At 35.6% G+C, this 18,627-nt stretch carries 14 protein-coding genes; 1 reads left to right on the top strand and 13 read right to left on the bottom strand.

Annotation, left to right across the window (positions count from 1 at the left end):
- Positions 1 to 56: 56 nt before the first annotated feature.
- Entirely contained in the window at positions 57 to 3,413 is a 3,357-nt protein-coding gene (gene mfd / locus IPJ80_04920) for a transcription-repair coupling factor (protein ID MBK7912822.1), read from the bottom strand.
- A gap of 172 nt (positions 3,414 to 3,585) precedes the next feature.
- Between mfd and IPJ80_04925 the strand changes: the two genes are divergently transcribed.
- A complete protein-coding gene (locus IPJ80_04925) occupies positions 3,586 to 4,416 on the top strand; it encodes a hypothetical protein (protein MBK7912823.1) in 831 nt (276 codons plus the stop codon).
- Between the two features lie 251 nt (positions 4,417 to 4,667).
- On the opposite strand, the gene IPJ80_04930 is transcribed toward IPJ80_04925, so the two are convergent.
- The 12 genes from IPJ80_04930 to mreC all read right to left on the bottom strand — a co-directional run bounded on the left by IPJ80_04930 (position 4,668) and on the right by mreC (position 18,616).
- The gene (locus IPJ80_04930; GenBank protein ID MBK7912824.1) at positions 4,668 to 5,225 is read right to left on the bottom strand and encodes a methyltransferase; all 558 of its coding nucleotides are present in this window, start codon (positions 5,223 to 5,225) and stop codon (positions 4,668 to 4,670) included.
- Positions 5,222 to 7,417: a PD40 domain-containing protein gene (locus tag IPJ80_04935; GenBank protein ID MBK7912825.1), complete on the bottom strand. Its 2,196-nt coding sequence runs from the start codon at positions 7,415 to 7,417 to the stop codon at positions 5,222 to 5,224. Before IPJ80_04935 ends, IPJ80_04930 begins: the two co-directional genes overlap by 4 nt.
- On the bottom strand, positions 7,417 to 8,721 hold the full coding sequence (locus tag IPJ80_04940) for a 2-oxo acid dehydrogenase subunit E2 (GenBank protein ID MBK7912826.1): 1,305 nt from the start codon (positions 8,719 to 8,721) through the stop codon (positions 7,417 to 7,419). Before IPJ80_04940 ends, IPJ80_04935 begins: the two co-directional genes overlap by 1 nt.
- Positions 8,722 to 8,899: 178 nt before the next feature.
- Positions 8,900 to 10,147: a CinA family nicotinamide mononucleotide deamidase-related protein gene (locus IPJ80_04945; GenBank protein MBK7912827.1), complete on the bottom strand. Its 1,248-nt coding sequence runs from the start codon at positions 10,145 to 10,147 to the stop codon at positions 8,900 to 8,902.
- Between the two features lie 10 nt (positions 10,148 to 10,157).
- Complete coding sequence (locus IPJ80_04950; GenBank protein MBK7912828.1) at positions 10,158 to 11,831, bottom strand: hypothetical protein; 1,674 nt, start codon at positions 11,829 to 11,831, stop codon at positions 10,158 to 10,160.
- Complete coding sequence (lpxK, locus tag IPJ80_04955; GenBank protein MBK7912829.1) at positions 11,828 to 12,883, bottom strand: tetraacyldisaccharide 4'-kinase; 1,056 nt, start codon at positions 12,881 to 12,883, stop codon at positions 11,828 to 11,830. The genes IPJ80_04950 and lpxK overlap by 4 nt, the downstream gene beginning before the upstream one ends.
- Positions 12,884 to 12,885: 2 nt before the next feature.
- A complete protein-coding gene (locus tag IPJ80_04960) occupies positions 12,886 to 13,551 on the bottom strand; it encodes a PorT family protein (protein MBK7912830.1) in 666 nt (221 codons plus the stop codon).
- 27 nt (positions 13,552 to 13,578) lie between these two features.
- Complete coding sequence (locus IPJ80_04965; GenBank protein MBK7912831.1) at positions 13,579 to 14,877, bottom strand: DUF2851 family protein; 1,299 nt, start codon at positions 14,875 to 14,877, stop codon at positions 13,579 to 13,581.
- Positions 14,878 to 14,930: 53 nt separating this feature from the next.
- The gene (locus tag IPJ80_04970; protein MBK7912832.1) at positions 14,931 to 15,422 is read right to left on the bottom strand and encodes a dihydrofolate reductase; all 492 of its coding nucleotides are present in this window, start codon (positions 15,420 to 15,422) and stop codon (positions 14,931 to 14,933) included.
- Entirely contained in the window at positions 15,419 to 17,266 is a 1,848-nt protein-coding gene (locus IPJ80_04975; protein MBK7912833.1) for a penicillin-binding protein 2, read from the bottom strand. The genes IPJ80_04970 and IPJ80_04975 overlap by 4 nt, the downstream gene beginning before the upstream one ends.
- Before the next feature lie 5 nt (positions 17,267 to 17,271).
- Positions 17,272 to 17,796 (bottom strand): hypothetical protein, encoded by a 525-nt coding sequence (locus tag IPJ80_04980; protein MBK7912834.1) that lies wholly within the window; start codon positions 17,794 to 17,796, stop codon positions 17,272 to 17,274.
- Positions 17,789 to 18,616 (bottom strand): rod shape-determining protein MreC, encoded by an 828-nt coding sequence (gene mreC / locus IPJ80_04985; protein MBK7912835.1) that lies wholly within the window; start codon positions 18,614 to 18,616, stop codon positions 17,789 to 17,791. Before mreC ends, IPJ80_04980 begins: the two co-directional genes overlap by 8 nt.
- Between the last annotated feature and the right edge of the window lie 11 nt (positions 18,617 to 18,627).

An 18,627-nucleotide genomic window follows, 5' to 3' on the forward strand; every position in this document is an offset into this window, starting at 1 on the left:
TCCAGCACACTCAAAACGTTGGAATGGATTGAAAAAAATTTAATTTATTTTCAGAATTATGACTTAACCAACAAGCTATCAAGGAGTTGGATGGATTTTAAAAAACCATTTACATGCTCAGCAATTAAAATAAGATTGGTATTTGATTGCTTAATACTAAATGAACTTCCAGGTGCTGCTACCCGTGCCAGCAGACTTTTAAACAAATCGCTTTCATAAAATGGAGAAGTCGGATTGCTAATAAAATAACACTGTAGCTTTTTCTTTTTTAATATGACTCGTTCGAAACCCAAACGTTTTGAGATCCACCGCAAGCGCAAACCGTTTAATAATTCTTCAACCTGGGTCGGAATCGGACCAAAACGATCTCTAAGTTGATTGCAATAATTTTGAATGCCTTCCTCATTTTCAATTTTATCCAAAGCCTGGTATAAATTAAGGCGTTCCTGAATGCTTGCAACATAAGCATCCGGTATCAGCATTTCAATGTCGCTATCGATGACCACATCCCGGATATAAGTTTTGTCCGGTTTGTTTTCATCTTCAAACAATTCCCGGAATTCATTTTCCTTAAGTTCAAGAATTGCTTCCTCTAAAATTCGTTGATAGGTTTCATATCCAATATCTGCAATAAAACCGCTTTGCTCTCCTCCCAATAGATTGCCGGCTCCACGAATATCCAAATCTCGCATAGCCACATTGAAGCCACTGCCCAAGTCAGAAAATTCTTCGATGGTTTTAAGTCTTTTACGAGCATCCATTGTCAAAGTAGAAGATGGCGGTGCCAATAAATAACAATAAGCTTTTCTGTTTGACCGGCCAACACGTCCACGGAGTTGATGCAGATCACTCAATCCAAATTGGTGTGCATTATTAATTAATATGGTATTGACATTGGGTATATCCAAACCGGTTTCAATGATATTGGTACAAACCAACACATCAAATTTATGATCGATAAAATCTAATAGCACTTTTTCAAGTTTTTCTGCTTCCATTTGCCCGTGTGCAGATGCAATTTCAACAGAAGGACATAGTTTTTGTAAAATTGCTGAAACATCTGCCAGACTTTTCACTTTATTATGCACAAAAAATACCTGACCTCCGCGATAAACTTCATGAAGTATTGCTTCTTTTATTAAATTGTCATTATACACCCTTCGTTCTGTATGAATGGGTTGTCGATTTGGAGGAGGCGTTTGAATAACACTCAAATCTCTTGCAGCCATCAAAGAGAACTGTAGAGTACGCGGAATAGGAGTTGCTGTCAGCGTAAGTGTATCAACATTGTGCTTTAATTGACGTAATTTTTCTTTAGAAGCAACACCAAATTTTTGTTCTTCGTCAATGATTAATAATCCAAGATCTTTAAATTTAATTTTCGAATTCAGTAAGCTGATGGTTCCGATAACCAAATCAATTTTACCTTCTTCCAATTGTTTCATAATTAAATTCTTCTCCTTTGTAGTCCGAAACCTGGATAAATAATTAACATCCACCGGAAACTCTTTGAAGCGATCAGAAAATGTACGATAATGTTGCAATGCTAAAATAGTTGTTGGAACCAGAATCGCCACTTGTTTTCCATCTTGAATGGCTTTGAAAGCTGCTCTTACTGCAATCTCAGTTTTTCCAAAACCCACATCGCCACAGATTAAACGATCCATTGGATGCGGCTTTTCCATATCCCCTTTTACATCCACCGTTGCTTTAAACTGATCAGGAGTATCTTCATACATGAATGAAGCTTCTAATTCAGCCTGCAAATAATTATCAGGAGAAAATGCATATCCCTTTGATGCTTTACGAACACTGTATAGCTTAATTAATTCCTGAGCTATGTCTTTTACTTTCTGTTTGGTTCGCTGCTTTAAAAGTTTCCATTGATCTGAACCTAATTTACTTAGTGAAGGCTCGGTTCCTTCATTCCCAACAAATTTTGAAATTTTATGCAAAGAATGAATGCTGACATATAGAATATCGTTATTTCTATAAATTAAACGCACAGCTTCCTGGAGTTGACCGTTAATATTAATTTTTTCCAATCCGGCAAATCGACCTACGCCATAATCCAGGTGCGTGACATAATCTCCCGATTGCAATTCGCGCAAAACTTTTAGACTTAATGCCTGGTCTTTGGTATAGCCCTGTTTGACTTTATAACCATGAAAACGAGAAAAAATCTGATGATCTGTATAACAAGCCAACTTTAAATCATGATCAATAAATCCTTCGCGCAGTGACTTAATTTCCGGAATATATTGAATTGCTGCTTTTAAGTCTTCAAAAATATTATGAAATCGTTCGATCTGTGCTGCACTGTTAGTACAAATAAACGCTTTATAAAACTTGGAATTTAATTTAGAAATATTTTCAATTAGCAAATTGAAATTTTTATTGAAACTGGGCTGAGCTTCACAATTCACTCTTAAAATTGCCGGCTTTACTGCCGAATCCGGTTTACAATTATAAAATACTAATTTAAAACGCTCCAGGCTTTCAACTAATACCGAAGAATCAATGAATTCCCGGTTTTGGACCATTGAAATAAAACGATCTTCGTCATAATGTTTCATTTTATCAGCCTGGCGGTTGGCCGCTAAAAAACATTTTTCAAATGTCTCAAGACAGGTATGAATATCTTTTACCCAAATCAGGGTATTCTCTGGTATAATTTCAAAAATATTTTTCCGAACTTCAGATTGATATTCGGAATAAATGGTTGGCACAATAGAAAAGTGCGCAATATTTTGTTTTGACAATTGCGATTCAGTTTCAAACTTTCGAATACTTTCAACCACAATATCATTTAATTCAATTCGATACGGTAAATCAGATGCATAAGAAAATACATCCAGGATACCCCCTCGTATAGAAAACTGCCCGGGTTCATAAACAAAATCCGTTCGTTGAAATCCAAAATCATTTAATTGAATCAAAATTTCATCCAAATCAATGAGACTTCCTGTTGAAAATTCAAGCCTGGAACTCTCAATGACCGTACCAGGAATCATTTTTTCAAATATTGCCTCGGGATAAGTTACAATAATTCGAGCTTCCTTTTTACCAAATCGGTAAATAGCTTCTACCCGTTGTTGTACCTGGAAATTGTCCAATTCTTCATATTGACCGGGTCGTCTGAATGAATCGGGAAATAAATAAACAACATCCAGATTAGAAAACTGCTCTAAGTCATTCAGAAGATATGCAGCCTCTTCTTTGTCATTGCAGATCACTAAAGTTGGAGTTTTGGATTGCAGAAAGCTTGAAAAAATCAAAAAGCTATCCCTGGATCCACACAGACCCTCAATTATAATTTTTTGATGCTTGTTTTGATCCAATAAGCCAACAAGTTCCGTTGCTTTTGGATCCCGGGTTAAATAATCGTTTACCCGGATTATATCCTGCTCCACACTGCGAAGGTAAGGAATTAATTAAAAAGAACGAATCCAAATGAACGGTACAAGGTCATGAATTGCTTCCTCTATTTGAAATTAGCTATTTTATAATTACAATTTTTTAATCCTATGATTTAATCTGAATGCGGCCTTATCTTTGAAGGTCTCTTAGTATTGGCTTAATTTCATGAATTCAACAAATTTCTATCCGTCAAAAATTCTTTTAGTAGGAGAATATACCATTCTCTCTGGAAATGCCGGATTGGCAATTCCATATACTAAAAAATACGCTCACTGGAAAAATGAAAGTAGTTCGGAGCATGAAATTTTGAAGGACTTAATCTTATATATTTCAGAGAATCCTACCTTATCAAAATACATTAATCTGCCAGAATTCAGAATTGAAATTGACAATGGCTTGTATTTAGAAAGCACAATCCCTTACGGTTATGGCTTAGGAAGTTCGGGGACTCTTTGTGCAGCTATTTTGGATCGCTATGGAATCAATTTACCTCTTCAAGTTCCTGAAATCTTTTCATTACTAAAAGAATTGGAACATTTTTTTCATGGTCAAAGTTCAGGTGTAGATCCTGCAGTTGCTTATTTTAAAAAATCAATATTCATTGAAAATAATGAGATTCAGATCGTGGACTTGCAATTTGATGATTTTATTGAAAACCATCGCATCCGATTAATAGATAGTAAGCTGGGAAGAAATACAGAAGCACTTGTTTCTGTATTTAAACAAAAATTAAATAATGAAGAATTCAGGCAAGTTCTTATTAATGAACTGGTTCCTGCTAATAAAAACTTAATTGAAGCGATACTGAGAGATCAATCCGATGCCATTTCAAGATACTGGGAACAGGTAAGTCGAATCAGTTATATACTTTTTGAAGAACTAATACCTGATTCAATGAAAGAGTTTTGGTATGAAGGTATACAAACCGGGAGCTATTATTGCAAGCTCTGCGGAGCAGGAGGTGGAGGCTATTTTTTGGTAAAAGATACTGAGTAAAAAAAATCATTGAATTTGACACTATGTGAGTTGCAAATAGGATGTTTTCTCTACAGTCTATCAATTTTGGAATAATAATCAACCTTGCTCTTATAAAAAAATTTTGAATTTGGACTTTGAGTAAATTACAGGTGCTAGCCAATCTGTGTTTTAACATGTAGCAAGGTGTATCGCATATTAATTTTTAAATTAAATTTTCCAATGAGAAGCCAATGATCTTAAGCCTAACATGCATGATTTGCCTATTAATCTCAAGCTTGTTTTTTAGAATGTATGATAAAAACAGGAGGAATATTAAATGCAGCAAATTCAAATGCTACGTTTCCGAATACCTGATTGTATAAATTTTTCTGAAAAAGGGAATAATGGATCTGGAGAAATGATGCACCGGGTTTCAGTAATTTATTGCACAGCGTTAATATTTGCAGATGAAACGTTTCCGGCATAATAGCAAAAGGGATTGAAGAAACGATGGCATCAGCCTGTTGTATTCCTAATTTTTTGAATTGCTCTTCTAAATTTTCTGCTGAATCTAATATAACGTGCAAACGATCGTCGTTTAAAGCTTTTAACTTAGTACAAAAGGTTTCATTGACTTCAAAAACATATAAACGTGCATCTTTATTAAGTTTTTTTAATAGGTGTTTGGTAATTGCTCCATCTCCGCCTCCCAATTCCACTATTATAGATATTTCACTAAAATCAAGCATTCCAGCAAGTGCTTTTCCTGCGTAATTCGAAGTTTGAATTACGGTGCCCATCGTTTTCATGTTTCTAAGGCTCTCCTGTAAAAAACTAAACTTGCTCATTTTTTAAGCCCATTTAAATAGTTAAGATACCGAACTAAATCGGCATTTTCAACAACATGATCGATAATTTGCGTTCTGCTCAATTTGATACCGTCTTTAAAAACATAAATTTCAGGCTTTTCACTAGTTGGAACGGCTACGCTTGAAATTGCTGCAAACGCCTCATCAAAGCCTTTATAGATTCCTAAATAATAATTATAAGCTGCTTCATCTGAATCTTGTTCCATAAAAAATTGCCCACCCAAATTTTTCATGAACGGATGATTTAATACAGCCTGAGATTTTCCTAAAAATAGAGAATAGCTAATCCCTTTTCGCAAACTGCTAAAATTCAATTCCTGGTCTGGAATTAAGGCAGCTGGCATGGGTGATTTTATATAGTTTATTTGAATTGGAAGCTGCTCAGGTACTGTGAATTGATATTCGATTCTCTTATTAAACTTTTCTGAAAGTAAAGAAGGTTTTCCATTGATTTTTACTTTTGCTTTTGGAAAAGAAGCACCTAATCCAAATACTTTAATTCTGGTTTTTTGAATTCCATTTGATTCCAAATAATTTCTAAGCTCATTTGCTTTTTGAATTGAAAAATAAAGATTTATTGGGGTTGGAGATTCTTCAAAAGCATGGCCAAACAGATCAACCGTCAAACCGGGATAAATTTTCATCCATTCAAGCAATTGAGCAGCAATTTTTTGATTTTTAGGATCAGAAAATAATTCTTGATCTTTATAATAAAAGGGTTCAGCGTTAAATTCTTTCCACTCCTGGTCTTTATTACTTTTAAATACCCCACTATTCTTTCCAAACAGTGCGTTTTGGTCATTTAATGCTATATCTACCAGGATGGTCAATGGACTTCCTTTGGGTAACTGCAATTGTTCTTCCAACTCATCGTGAAAAAATGCTTTAAACAAATCGAATCCACCCTGGCTGTTTGATTTTCTATTCGAACTAAAAAAACCTGTCAATCCATCGGTGCTTAATATGAAATTTTTGTCATCACCCGCAGAGTTAATAGGGATTCCTAAATTGATTGGTTTTTCCCATTGTTCTGCTTCAGGATGAAACTTAGTTTTAAAAATATCATAACCACCAATTGCATTTAAATTGTTAGAAGAAAAATAAAGTGTTTGTCCGTCATTTGCAAGAAAAGGATTCTCTTCATTAAAAGGTCCATTTACAGTCGCTCCCAAATTAATTGCAGCGGTCCAAATAGAATCACGCAATATTGATAGATACAAATCATAACCCCCATATCCACCCATTCTGCAACTTGAAAAGATTAAAATGCTGTCTTGAAATAAAGTCATGGAATGATCCCCAATTTCTGGATACAGTGGACCTTTAAATTCCGGGTATTTTATATGCATTTCATCATCTTGGAATGGATCATATATGTAGTTGCATTTTTGATTTGTGCGGTATTGAATTATAATTGGGGAATTATCCATAAAACCTACAACTGCATCATGCATGCTGCTATTCCATCCAGCTTGTAAACGAGGCAATACAGTCCAAACTTCCCCATGTTCTGTTACCTTAAATACATCCGAAAAATAAAAACCATTTTTATCATCTACCAGTCCAAGTTCATTTCGTTTACCACCTTCATTTCCTGTTCGCTTGGCACTTAGAAAATAAATTCCATTTTGTGTTTTATGCGGAAAAATTGCATATTCATCCTCTCGCGAATTAATGGTAGTACTTAGAGGCACTACAAATGCCATGGCAGGTTTTCTTTTTATTAATTTTCCAGATTTACACCGCAACAATTCGTTTTTACAAAATGAAACATCTTTATGTTGTTTTGAAATTTGTTGCAGGTATTTCTTATAGTATCGTTGTGCTTGATCAAATTCATTGAGTTGTTGAAAAATTTGAGCCCGGTAGAACAGGAGTTCCTTTTCGCCTGATAATTTTTCAAGCTGCTCAAAACATTTTGATGAAAATTCTAGATCATTGGCAAAGTAACTACTCATTGCCGCCTCCAATAAATCATCCTTATTTTGAGAATGGCTAACCGCTGTGTTTCGGAAAGCTGCTGTAGCAGCATAGTAATCCTTTATTTTATAGGCCAATCTGGCCTGCTGCAACAAATTGTTATCTGTCTGTGCGATTAAAGAGTATAAATTGCTTGTCAAAAACCACAGACAGGCAATTACTACTAAAATTCGCTTCCAAAAATAACACATTAAACAGTTTGCTTAAAGTCAAATTGCTCAAGATAATCCGCAACCCGCTTGATAAATGAACCCCCTAATGCACCATCAACCACTCTGTGATCATAGGACATGGATAAAAACATCATGTGCCGGATGCCAATGGTATCTCCCTGTGGGGTTTCTATTACCGCTGGTTTTTTTCGAATTGCACCCGTTGCCATTATGGCAACTTGTGGTTGGTTGATAATTGGTGTGCCCATCACATTTCCAAAAGTACCTACATTGGTAAGGGTAAATGTACCCTCCTGAATTTCATCTGGTTTTAATTTATTATTTCGCGCACGTTCAGCAAGATCATTAACCTGATAGGTTAAGCCTGCTAAATTTAAACGGTCTGCATTTTTAATTACTGGTACAATTAAATTTCCAGTTGGCAGGGCAGCAGCCATTCCAATATTAATATCAAGTTTTCGGATGATTTGAGTTCCCTGAACAGAAATGTTAATCATTGGAAAGTCTTTGATTGACTTTGCAATTGCTTCGATAAAAATTGGAGTAAAAGTGATTTTCTGATTGTATTTCTTTTGAAACAAATCTTTAATCTTGTCTCTCCATTGCACTAAATTGGTAACATCCACTTCTACAAATGAAGTAACATGTGGAGAAGTTTGCTTACTCATTACCATATGATCTGCAATCAATTTACGCATTCTGTCCATTTCGATGATTTCAACATTACCCGAAATGGATTTTGCTGCTTGAGGAGCAACTGGTGGAGTAGCTGGAATAAATTGACTGGCTTGTGAAGGAGCTTGAACTGATTTATTTTGGGCAATAAAATTCATTAAATCTCTTTTGGTCAGCCGACCCTCTAATCCGGAGCCTGCAATGCCATCCAGTTGTTGCATGGAAATGTGCTCCTCTTTTGCGATGTTTCTAACAAGTGGAGAGTAAAATCGGGTGGATTCAGATTTTTGAATGCTCGGGGGCATTTGAGGAGTTGGCTGAGTTACTGCCGATCCAGCCTGCTGAGGTGCTTCCTGGATTAAATTGGGTACAATGGCAGGGGAATCCTTAACTGCACTCGCTGCTCCAGCGGTCTCAATAACTGCAATGACCTTCCCGATGGCTACCACGTCATTTTCTTTAAAAAGCAGTTCGGATAGGATCCCCTTTGCAGGCGAAGGAATTTCACTATCTACTTTATCTGTAGCGATTTCAAGGATAGTTTCATCCAATTCTACCGGATCTCCTGGCTTTTTAAGCCATTTAAGTATGGTGGCCTCCATGATGCTTTCGCCCATTTTAGGCATGATAAGTTCGACTTTCGCCATTTTGAAAATTTGGGTAAAAATAAAACAGATTTGGCGGATTCTGAGAATGCAATTCCTTAATTTAGAAGCTTTTAAAATATAACGAAGTCATAATACAGCTTATAAATATTAATTTTATTAATATTTGATTTTTACCAAGCACTAAGACTAATTAAACTTCAGCTAATTAGTGATTGCTTTAGAAGGATTGCCTTTTTAAAAATTTCCAAAATAAGATCATGGCAAACGTCGAACTGGCTTCGATATTTCGAATTCGATCCCGGGTGAACTGAAATTTTTTTGTTTCAATATTCTCTTTGGTTCCATAGGCGATCCAAACGGTCCCAACTGGTTTTTCAGGAGTCCCGCCACCAGGACCTGCAATGCCACTTGTTGCAATGGCAAAATCAGAATTAAATTTCTCGCAAACCCCTTTTACCATTGCAATTACACAAGCTTCACTAACCGCTCCATTGGTTTCTAAAATTTCTGGAGCCACATTTAATAAGGATTCTTTAATATGATTTTGATATGCCACAACTGAGCCTAAAAAATAATCAGAAGCACCAGGTACGGAACTGATTTGATGTGCCAAGTGACCTCCCGTACAACTTTCTGCAGTCACTAAAGTTTTTTTACCATTTCTAAGTAAGTTGCCAATTTCTTTTTCAAGACTTGTTTGACCAATTCCGATAATTGCAGTTTCCAATTCGGTTTGAATCATGTTGATAAAATGATCCAATTCAACCTGGATAAACTCTTTATCATTTCCAGATGTGGTAAGTCTAACTTTTACTTGTCCTTGGGAAGGAAGATAAGCAATCGAAATATGCGCCGGCATGTTGCTCAACAAAGGCTCGATGCGGGCAGCTATTTCAGTTTCTCCCATTCCAACTGTGTACACCGTTTGGTGTATTATATGCTTATCTGATTGAAATGACCTTAGTTTTGGAATTACTCCATGTTGCATAATAAATTCCATTTCATAAGGCACCCCTGGCATAGAAATATAAATTTTTCCTTCCTGTTCAATCCACATCCCTAAAGCTGTCCCCATTTGATTATCTAACAATAAGGATCGGTCCGGCATATAACATTGATGCAATTGCCGTTCTGTAACTTCAATTCCCCGAGGTTTTAAAATTTTTTCAAGATGTTCTTTTTGGATCTCATTAAACACAAGGGGCCGTTTTAAAAAATCTGCCAGTGTTTTCTTTGTAATATCGTCTTTGGTTGGACCCAATCCACCAGTCATTAAAATAATATCCGATTGTTGCGAACTTTCAGTAAGTGCACGTTGGATTTCATCTTCCTGATCTGCAACTGTCCACTTTTTAAAAATTTGAAGGCCTTCCTGATACAATAATTTAGCTATGGATGAAGCATTGGAATCAATAACTTGTCCTAACAATATTTCATCACCTATTACTATTAAAGAAATTTTCATTTGCCTATGATTAAAATTCAAATCGCAATCGATCCAAATTCATTCGAATCCCTGTTGTGAACCAAAAACCAGATTGTTTTTTTAAACTGCTGTTTGAAGATCTGTAAAATAAATTTAAATCAATATAAGATTCCGGAAGTAGTTCATAAGATGTTTCCAAAATAAATGAACTTACTTTTTCCAAAATACCCTGTGTTAAATCATTATTATAATCCTTTATGCGGCTGTTGTAATTTTTTAAAATATTGCCTCCATAATTTAGCTTATTATCATCCTGACCTTTGTGATAATAAATCCATTTGGTTTCAAGGTTTAATTTTTCGATTGGTTTATAATTCATTCTAAAAATAAACTCCTTAAAATTTGCTCCCAGAGGATGTGCTAAGGCCTGATTAAAATGACTGTAGTTTGCAAAACTATCCCTGAATGTATAAGTATATGGCCTTACCAGATTGCACTCAGTTTGTATGTTGAATCTTTCAATGCCAAATGCATTCATATACTTGACACCGAGTTGAATTCCATACTTATTGCCCCACCAGCCGTTTTGCTTAATTAATTCCTTTAAAAGAAATTCATCAAACAAGATTTGCCCATAGATCGAAACTGTCTTTCTAAGAAGGACCTGTGATTGAAATCCCAAAAACACATTGTCTGGGCTCCCAAGTGAATGCTCAATAAATCGATACAGAATTACCGGATTTAAATATTGCAATTCAAATCCTTTACTTCGCTCAAACACAACGGACTCAAAGAATCCTATATTCCAATTTTTTGTCAGATTTGCGCTTAAATAATGACTCGCTGTATACTTTTTGGGTAGCAGCCGATTTCCCTCACTGCCTATTGTTTCCGGACTTAATTCCATAAATAAATTCTGATAATGCAATCGCCATATATTTGTATTAAACCGGAGATAGAATTGTGGCGCTGAAAAGTCCGATAAAAATAAACTCCTTAAACCATTTCCAATAAAATGCTTGCCATGACCCAAACTCAACTGAATGTGTCTGCTGAGATTGAAATTAACTGCTCCTTCTGCAAGCAAATAATCATATCCATGATTAATATTTAATAATTTACTATTATAAGACTTATATAAACCAGTTCCGGGAATTGCATCGTATAAATTAATAAAACTGTCTACATAATTCGGGACTTTAATTTGATTGTCCGTGATATCTGAATAAATACTTACTTTTTTATCAATTGTGAGTTTTAAACGAATTCCATGCCGGTTTGTAAACAATGTATTGCTTTCCTCATTTTGCCAACCACCGTGAATGTCTATCAATGGATTTATAGAAAATTGAAAATCCTTTCTATACACACTAAAAAAATTTCGGCCATCCCGATACAAATAATTCGTACGAGTTTTTTCCCTTAGATTTTGAAAATAAATTTGGACAGCAGAATCTTTACTTGAACTTAGCTCATCAACATGTTTTCTTAGGAAACTTTCTGCCAACAAAGTTGTATTCTTCTGATCCGTATTTAAATATTTAAAAACCTGCTCGGCGGTCTGAAGCGGACTTGCTGGAATGATAGCATTGTGCGTATTGAATAGATTTCCTGTGAGCAATTCAATTTGATCTAATAGTTGCTGATCTGACCTTAAAGGAAAAATCTGAGCATTCATATGCAGTCCCTGAAGAAGAAACCAGACTAGCGCATACTTTTTCATACCTTAAATTCCAGGAGGTAATTTTTAATGTACTGATCAAATTCAATTTTGTTAAAAAAATCTACTTCAATCGGAATTGCATATACTTCTATTTGGTTAGATTCAAAATAATCTTTAAATCCAGTCAAACGGGTTGCATCCTTTTGAGTTGTCAATAACATTTTATTCGGATGTGAAATCTGTTGATGCTTCTGCAAAATTCCTGAAAGTTCAGTTTGTGTAAAATAATGATGATCCTCAAAATTAAAATCAGTTACCGAAGCAACTTCTTTTGATAAATAATTAAGAAGATAAAATGATTGTGCTATCGCACTAATTAAGGTAATATGCAATCCTGGATTTAAAACAAATTTTTGCTCTGGCTTTAAAATATTATAAGGAATCCCATACTGAATCTTTGAGAAAAAAAGTTTCTGGTGTGCTTTAAGTTGCAACTTATCCCTCCAAACGGTTTCATCGGGCATTTCATCCGGACATTTGCTTACAATTATACAGTCTGCTCTGGCTGCTCCAAACCGCCATTCTCGCAATCGCCCACTCGGCAATAAATAATCCTCTGAAAAAGGTTTATTGTATTCAGTTAAAAGAATTGAGAGTCCGGGTTTAACTGCCAAATGCTGAAAAGCATCATCTAATAATATTAATTTAAGATCCGGTAGGTTTCTCAACAATCTTGGAATGCCAATAGCTCTGCTTTCAGAAACTGCAACTGGTATTTCCGGAAAATTTAATTTGATCTGCTTAGGTTCATCTCCGCATTCTGAAACATTGGTATCTGATTCCAATAATAAAAATCCCGCTGTTTTGCGTTTATATCCTCTGCTTAATACTGCGAGTTCAATATAATCCTGCAATAAGCGAATTAAATATTCAATGTGGGGAGATTTACCTGTACCTCCAATTGTTAAATTGCCAACGGAAATTACCGGAAAGCTAAAATGTACAGGCTTAATAAGCCCTGAAAAAAATAAGGCCTGATAGAGACTGACGCCAATACCGTATAGAAATGAAAAAGGACTTAATAAAATGGCAATCAGTTTCTGCAAAATCAAGTTTATAGTTTAAAATGAAAACCTACCTGGGGTAAGCCAAAGGTAAAATTACTTGACGGGCTCCGCAATCCTGGTTTTTTATCTGTTTTTTCTATATCGGTCAAAGAATAATCTGGTCGAATCAATAATCGAATCGCGTATTTGCTAAAATTCATTTGAACTCCTAATCCAAGGACCAGTTCAATGGGGAGCGAATTGTAGAAGTCTTTTACATCTGCCAGTTTCGGACTATATGGACCAAATACCTGAGCTCTGGAGCTTTCAGCATTTAGCAGGACGCTAAACTGGAATCCAATTTGACTGACAATCGAAAACTTTTTGGATGGATCCGTTTGATAATTGAATAACAAAGGAATTTTCAGGTATTCCAAATTTGTTTTGTAATTAGCCAGCGAATTGCCTTCCGTTACATAGCGCTGTCCCTGAAAACTATATATAGCACCAGATTCCATACCGAATTTAGCGTTTAACTGATAGCCTGTATAGAATCCATAAGCTGACTTGATCGTACTTTCAAAGTTAAGTAAGCCCCCTTCATCAAAATCAGTGGATGAAAAAATCCAGGTACTTTGCAATGCAGCATTTGCCCCAATAAAAAAACGTTGTCCGATACCATTTTGGGTACAGCATAATCCAAGTAAAAAAGTAAAAATGATTGTGTTCTTCATATAAATTATTTATTTAAAAAATCAAGTTCAACAAGAGCGATGAACATGTTTCATGGGGTGATTGAGGATTTCATTTCCGATCAGACAAGAACTGCATTTTTTTGCTATGCAATAACAGCGGTATAATTGAATTCCACCCTGACTCTGACCGGCGTGATCCATTGCAAAATTAAAACTTTTCCACATATATACAATATTGTTTTTCTCGGCTTTAAGACATTGCATCCAATCCAATGCCCGTTGGCAATAGGCAGGTTTTTGCTGAACCGTACCATATGCAAATAAAAACGGAATGACCACGTTAATTATCAATATTTCCTTTGTTTGTTTGCCAATAGCTGCCAAATTTTTATACCTGCAAGGTTTGGAGAATCCAACATGATCTTGCCAGTATATTCCTGGTGAAACATCAAAAATTAAATAAATTGATTTTAAATCTCCGGCTTCTACAACTTGTGAAAACAGATGGGGCATTTTGTACAACAAAGCTGCCAATTGTGCAATGCGAAGGGATGGAAAATGGGCCGGTCGCAAGCGCAATAATTTCCATTGAAATGCATCCATAGTTTGCAAATCAAATTTCAATTGCTGATGTGTAAAGTTCTTACAAAGCATCTTGAAATACGCATCCTGACAAGGCTCCGAAAGCAATCCGGATACGCCAAAAAACAAAGATTGCAATTCAATTAAATCCGAACTGTTTTTTAGCACAAGCTGACGTGGTATTTTTGCTGTCAAACTATCCATGGCTCCGGAATTTACCGGCGCGACCATATAATGAGCCAGTTTCTTATAAAATAAATCTTCCCAGTCCCATTGATTTTGCAATAAATCAGCATTGATATTTTCTGTCTTTTGCTCCAGTCGTTCAACCATCATGCGTTCAATCTGTATAGATTTCAATTGAGTTGAAATGCCATCAAGAAATGAATGACAAGCGATAGAATCGTTATGATTCATTAAGTTTTCATACCGATCCAATAGTTCCTGGTCTACAAAGTTTTTTAATTCAAGACAGGGTAAAACTCGATCCTTAAACTGTACCTCTTTATCGTGAATCCAGACGATGTGCAAGATTATGTTTTGATAATTTGGATCAGTATCATGCTGGTGAGCAAGCCAATCAGATGACTTGATATGAATTTCAACATGGCCATTCCAAATAACTCCATCTATTTGGATTTTGGCAAACAAAAAATCAGGTCCTTGGTTTGTGTTAAACAGGCCAGGATTGATTACAGACACAGGAAGTCCATTGGATAAATACAAGGGCTTATCCAATACTGTTTTAGACCTCCAAATGAATTGGATCAGGTCTTCTCGCATAGATTAGAATTTAGGTGTTCTTAAAAAATCGTGTTATCTTTTTACATACTCCTTTATTTTTTATCAAATACTAAAAACGAATAATTCATTTCATTTGAATCATCTTTTGTGAAATGCTGTTCAGAAATCAAGGTCCAATCATTCATTTCCAATTCCGGAAAAAATGTATCGCCTTCACAATCGATATCCACTTTTGTAATATAGAGCCGATTCCAAAGATGCGCAGTTTGCTTGTAAATTTCACCTCCACCGATGATAAATAATTCCGATTCCCCTATTTTTTGAGCGAGATACAGGCCTTCATTGATTGAATGAGCTGTTAAACAATTTGAAACTATAAAATAAGGGTCCCTTGTAACGATAATATTGGTTCTCAACGGCAATGGTCTTCCAATACTTTCATAACATTTTCTTCCCATGAGGATGCAATGGCCTTTGGTAACTTTTTTAAAATACTTAAGATCTGCAGGCAAATACCAGGGGATCTGATTTTCAAAACCAATGATCCCTTTAGAATTCATTGCTACAATACACGAGATTTTCATGTCTTGGGTTTTTTGGAAATGAGGTCTATTTTCATCATCTTTTCCTGCAAATCCAGTCTGTTAATTTTACGTTTCAGGTATTTTTCAATCATCAAAGAGGCGATGGGTGCTGCTACGTTTCCTCCCCATCCCGCATTTTCAACATAAACTGCAATGGCTATTTTCGGATTTTCACGTGGAGCAAATGCAAAAAATACAGAATGGTCATCTCCATGTGGATTTTGTGAAGTTCCGGTTTTTCCACAAGTAACAATTTCCGGATTGTAGGCTTTAGATGCAGTCCCTCCCCGAATTGCAAGTTCCATCCCTTCTACAACGGGTTCAAAATAGTTTTTGTCAATCGGAACCGTATTTGGGGTTCGGTATTTTTCTGGAATTAAAATAGATTCACTATTAAACCCTTTAACCAGATGCGGTGTAAAAAAATACCCTCTGTTGGCAATGATCGCAGCTAAATTAGCCATTTGAATGGTGCTGAGCAACAATTCACCCTGACCAATTCCTACAGAAACAAAATAAGTGGAACGCCATTGATCCGTTTTATACAAACGGGTATAATATTCGGAGGTAGGAATAAATCCACCGCTTTCTGTTGCCACATCGGTGTATAAAGGTTTGCCCAATCCGAATGCATTTAAATACTTTACCAAAAGATCCAAACCAAATTGCGGTTTATTAAATCCTTTTATTTCAATTAAATCTCTGAATGTTTGTATAAAATACGAATTGCATGAATGCTGAAGTGCTACTGAAAGTTTATATGGAGCCGGGTGATTGTGACAACCATAAGATACATTTTTATAATAATAAGCACCCGAACAAGGATGTGCGGTGTGTTCATTCAACACGCCTTCCTGCAATGCAATTAATGCCAAAATTGGTTTGAATATAGAACCGGGTGGATATTTTGCATTAGAAGATCGGTCAAATAAGGGTTTAAGAGAATCTCTTAACAAATATGCATACGCTAAGCCTCGGTTGTTTTGAATGGAAAGTAAATTTGGATTATACGTTGGTGCAGTAATTTGGCATAAGATTTCACCTGTTGCGGGTTCGATTGCTACGATACCACCAACCTTGTTTTTCATCAGGGTATCTCCAAATTGTTGTAATTCCAAATCAATCCCGAGAATCGCATCCAATCCTGAATTTGCTTTTCGGTCCAGCTTACCATATTCAAACGGTCCGACTTCTCGTCCCAGATTATCTTTTAATACAAATTCTACCCCATTGGTACCGCGAATTTCTTCTTCATAAAATTTTTCCAGACCTGCGGTTCCAATATAATCTCCCGGCTTATACAAACCATCCGATCGATCAATATCATCTTTATTTACTTCGCTGATATATCCTAAAAAATTAGAACCATGTGGTTGGGGATATTCACGTATGGACCGGAGCAATCCATCAAACCCCGGAAACCGAAATGCATTTTCCTGAAATGGAAGGAATACATCCAATGGAATGCTTTTCAAAAAAACAAATGGAATCGATTTACTGTATTTTCCTGACTTCCAGTCTTTTTCCATATTTGACTGAAAAGTTTCCTTGCTTATGTGCAAGAGTTCACAAAACATATTGGTATCCATCGATGGACTAACATCCTTATACGTGACATACAAATCATAAGTCGGATAATTTATAACCAATATTTTACCATTCCGGTCATAAAACAGTCCTCTGGGTGGATAGATAATGTTTTGATTTAATGTTATTGAACTTGCCTTATTCGAATAATAAGGATTGAACAACTGAATTTTTGCCAACGTGAAAATCAAACCAATTGCACTGCATATAATAAATCCCATAAGGACTTGGTAGCGCAAAATTCGTTTATCTTCCATGGGCATCAATTGGACTTAAAACTATAAAACAATTGAAGTAAGAAAATGATAATCGTTGATACAAAAAAACTTAAAATCGTTTTCACCATAATTTCTCCAATATAAACAAAGGTGAATACCTGTAAAATAAAATATGAAAGGAAATAAACCAATAACAAGCTGCTTGCATATTTAGCAAACCAAATAATTCCTAAATCACTGATAGTTGGACTCATATCCAATTGATATCCATTTTTAGGTTCAAAAATCCGAAACATCAATGGCCTGAGAACCACCATCCATAAACATGCACCGGCGTGTACACCGGGTGACATGTAAAATAAGTCCACTATAAAACCAACGATGAATGCAATTAAAATTATAAAAAACTGTGGAATTCGAAATGGCAAAGTCAACAAAACAACCGGATAAATAAGAATAAAAATAAAATTCTGATTACTTCCACTTAAATGAATTTCTTTTAATACGAAAACCTGCAATCCTATATAAAACAGGAATCGAAGTGTCGTTGCCATCCAGATATTATTCATAGTGCAGGGATTTTTTTTCCAATCCTTCCTTCTCCCCTTTGTCTTTATTTAAAACGACATATACCTGATCCAGATTGGTCATTGACTGACTGAGTTTAACATTTATTTTATAGGTGAAAGATCCTTCCTCTTTTTTATATACATCTACGACACCAATCATTAAATCCTTTGGAAAAATCACTGAATAGCCGCTGGTAACCACTGTATCCCCCAATCGCACATCCGCATAATTTTGAATGGCCATCAAATTCATAATAGATGGATCCTTTCCATTCCAAACCAAAGGTCCAAAAAATCCACAACGCTTTAATCTGGAGCTGATGTTAGAACCACTATGAAGTAAAGACATGACCAAAGCATAAGATGCACTTGTATCCGTTACAATTCCCACAATTCCTTTAGATGTAATTACTCCCATTCCGGGTGCAATTTGATCCTTGCCCCCTTTATCGAGCGTAATCATATTATTTCTTTTTTCGAGTGAATTGTTGATTACCCGAGCTTGTATGAGTTGATAGGAGGCCCGCACATTTTCAATGAGGCTGTCTGGGTTATGATTTTTATACGGTCGATTTATTTGTTCACTTAAAAGACGTGCATTTTCATTTGCAATGCTATCATACCGTGCGCGCAATCCAAAATAATCAATCGTCTTTTGATATTTATTTTGTATTCCACTTGCCATCAGTTGATAAGAATGGAGGTAAATTTTTTGTTGATTCTGGTTAAACTTTACCACCCAAAACAGACAGAGCGCCTGTAGAAGTACAAACAATACAGCTGAACCGTTTTGGACAATTATATTTAGAATTCTCCACATGGCTTATCGCT

Source organism: Saprospiraceae bacterium (assembly GCA_016714025.1).
In the GTDB taxonomy this organism is placed as follows: Bacteria; Bacteroidota; Bacteroidia; order Chitinophagales; family Saprospiraceae; genus Vicinibacter.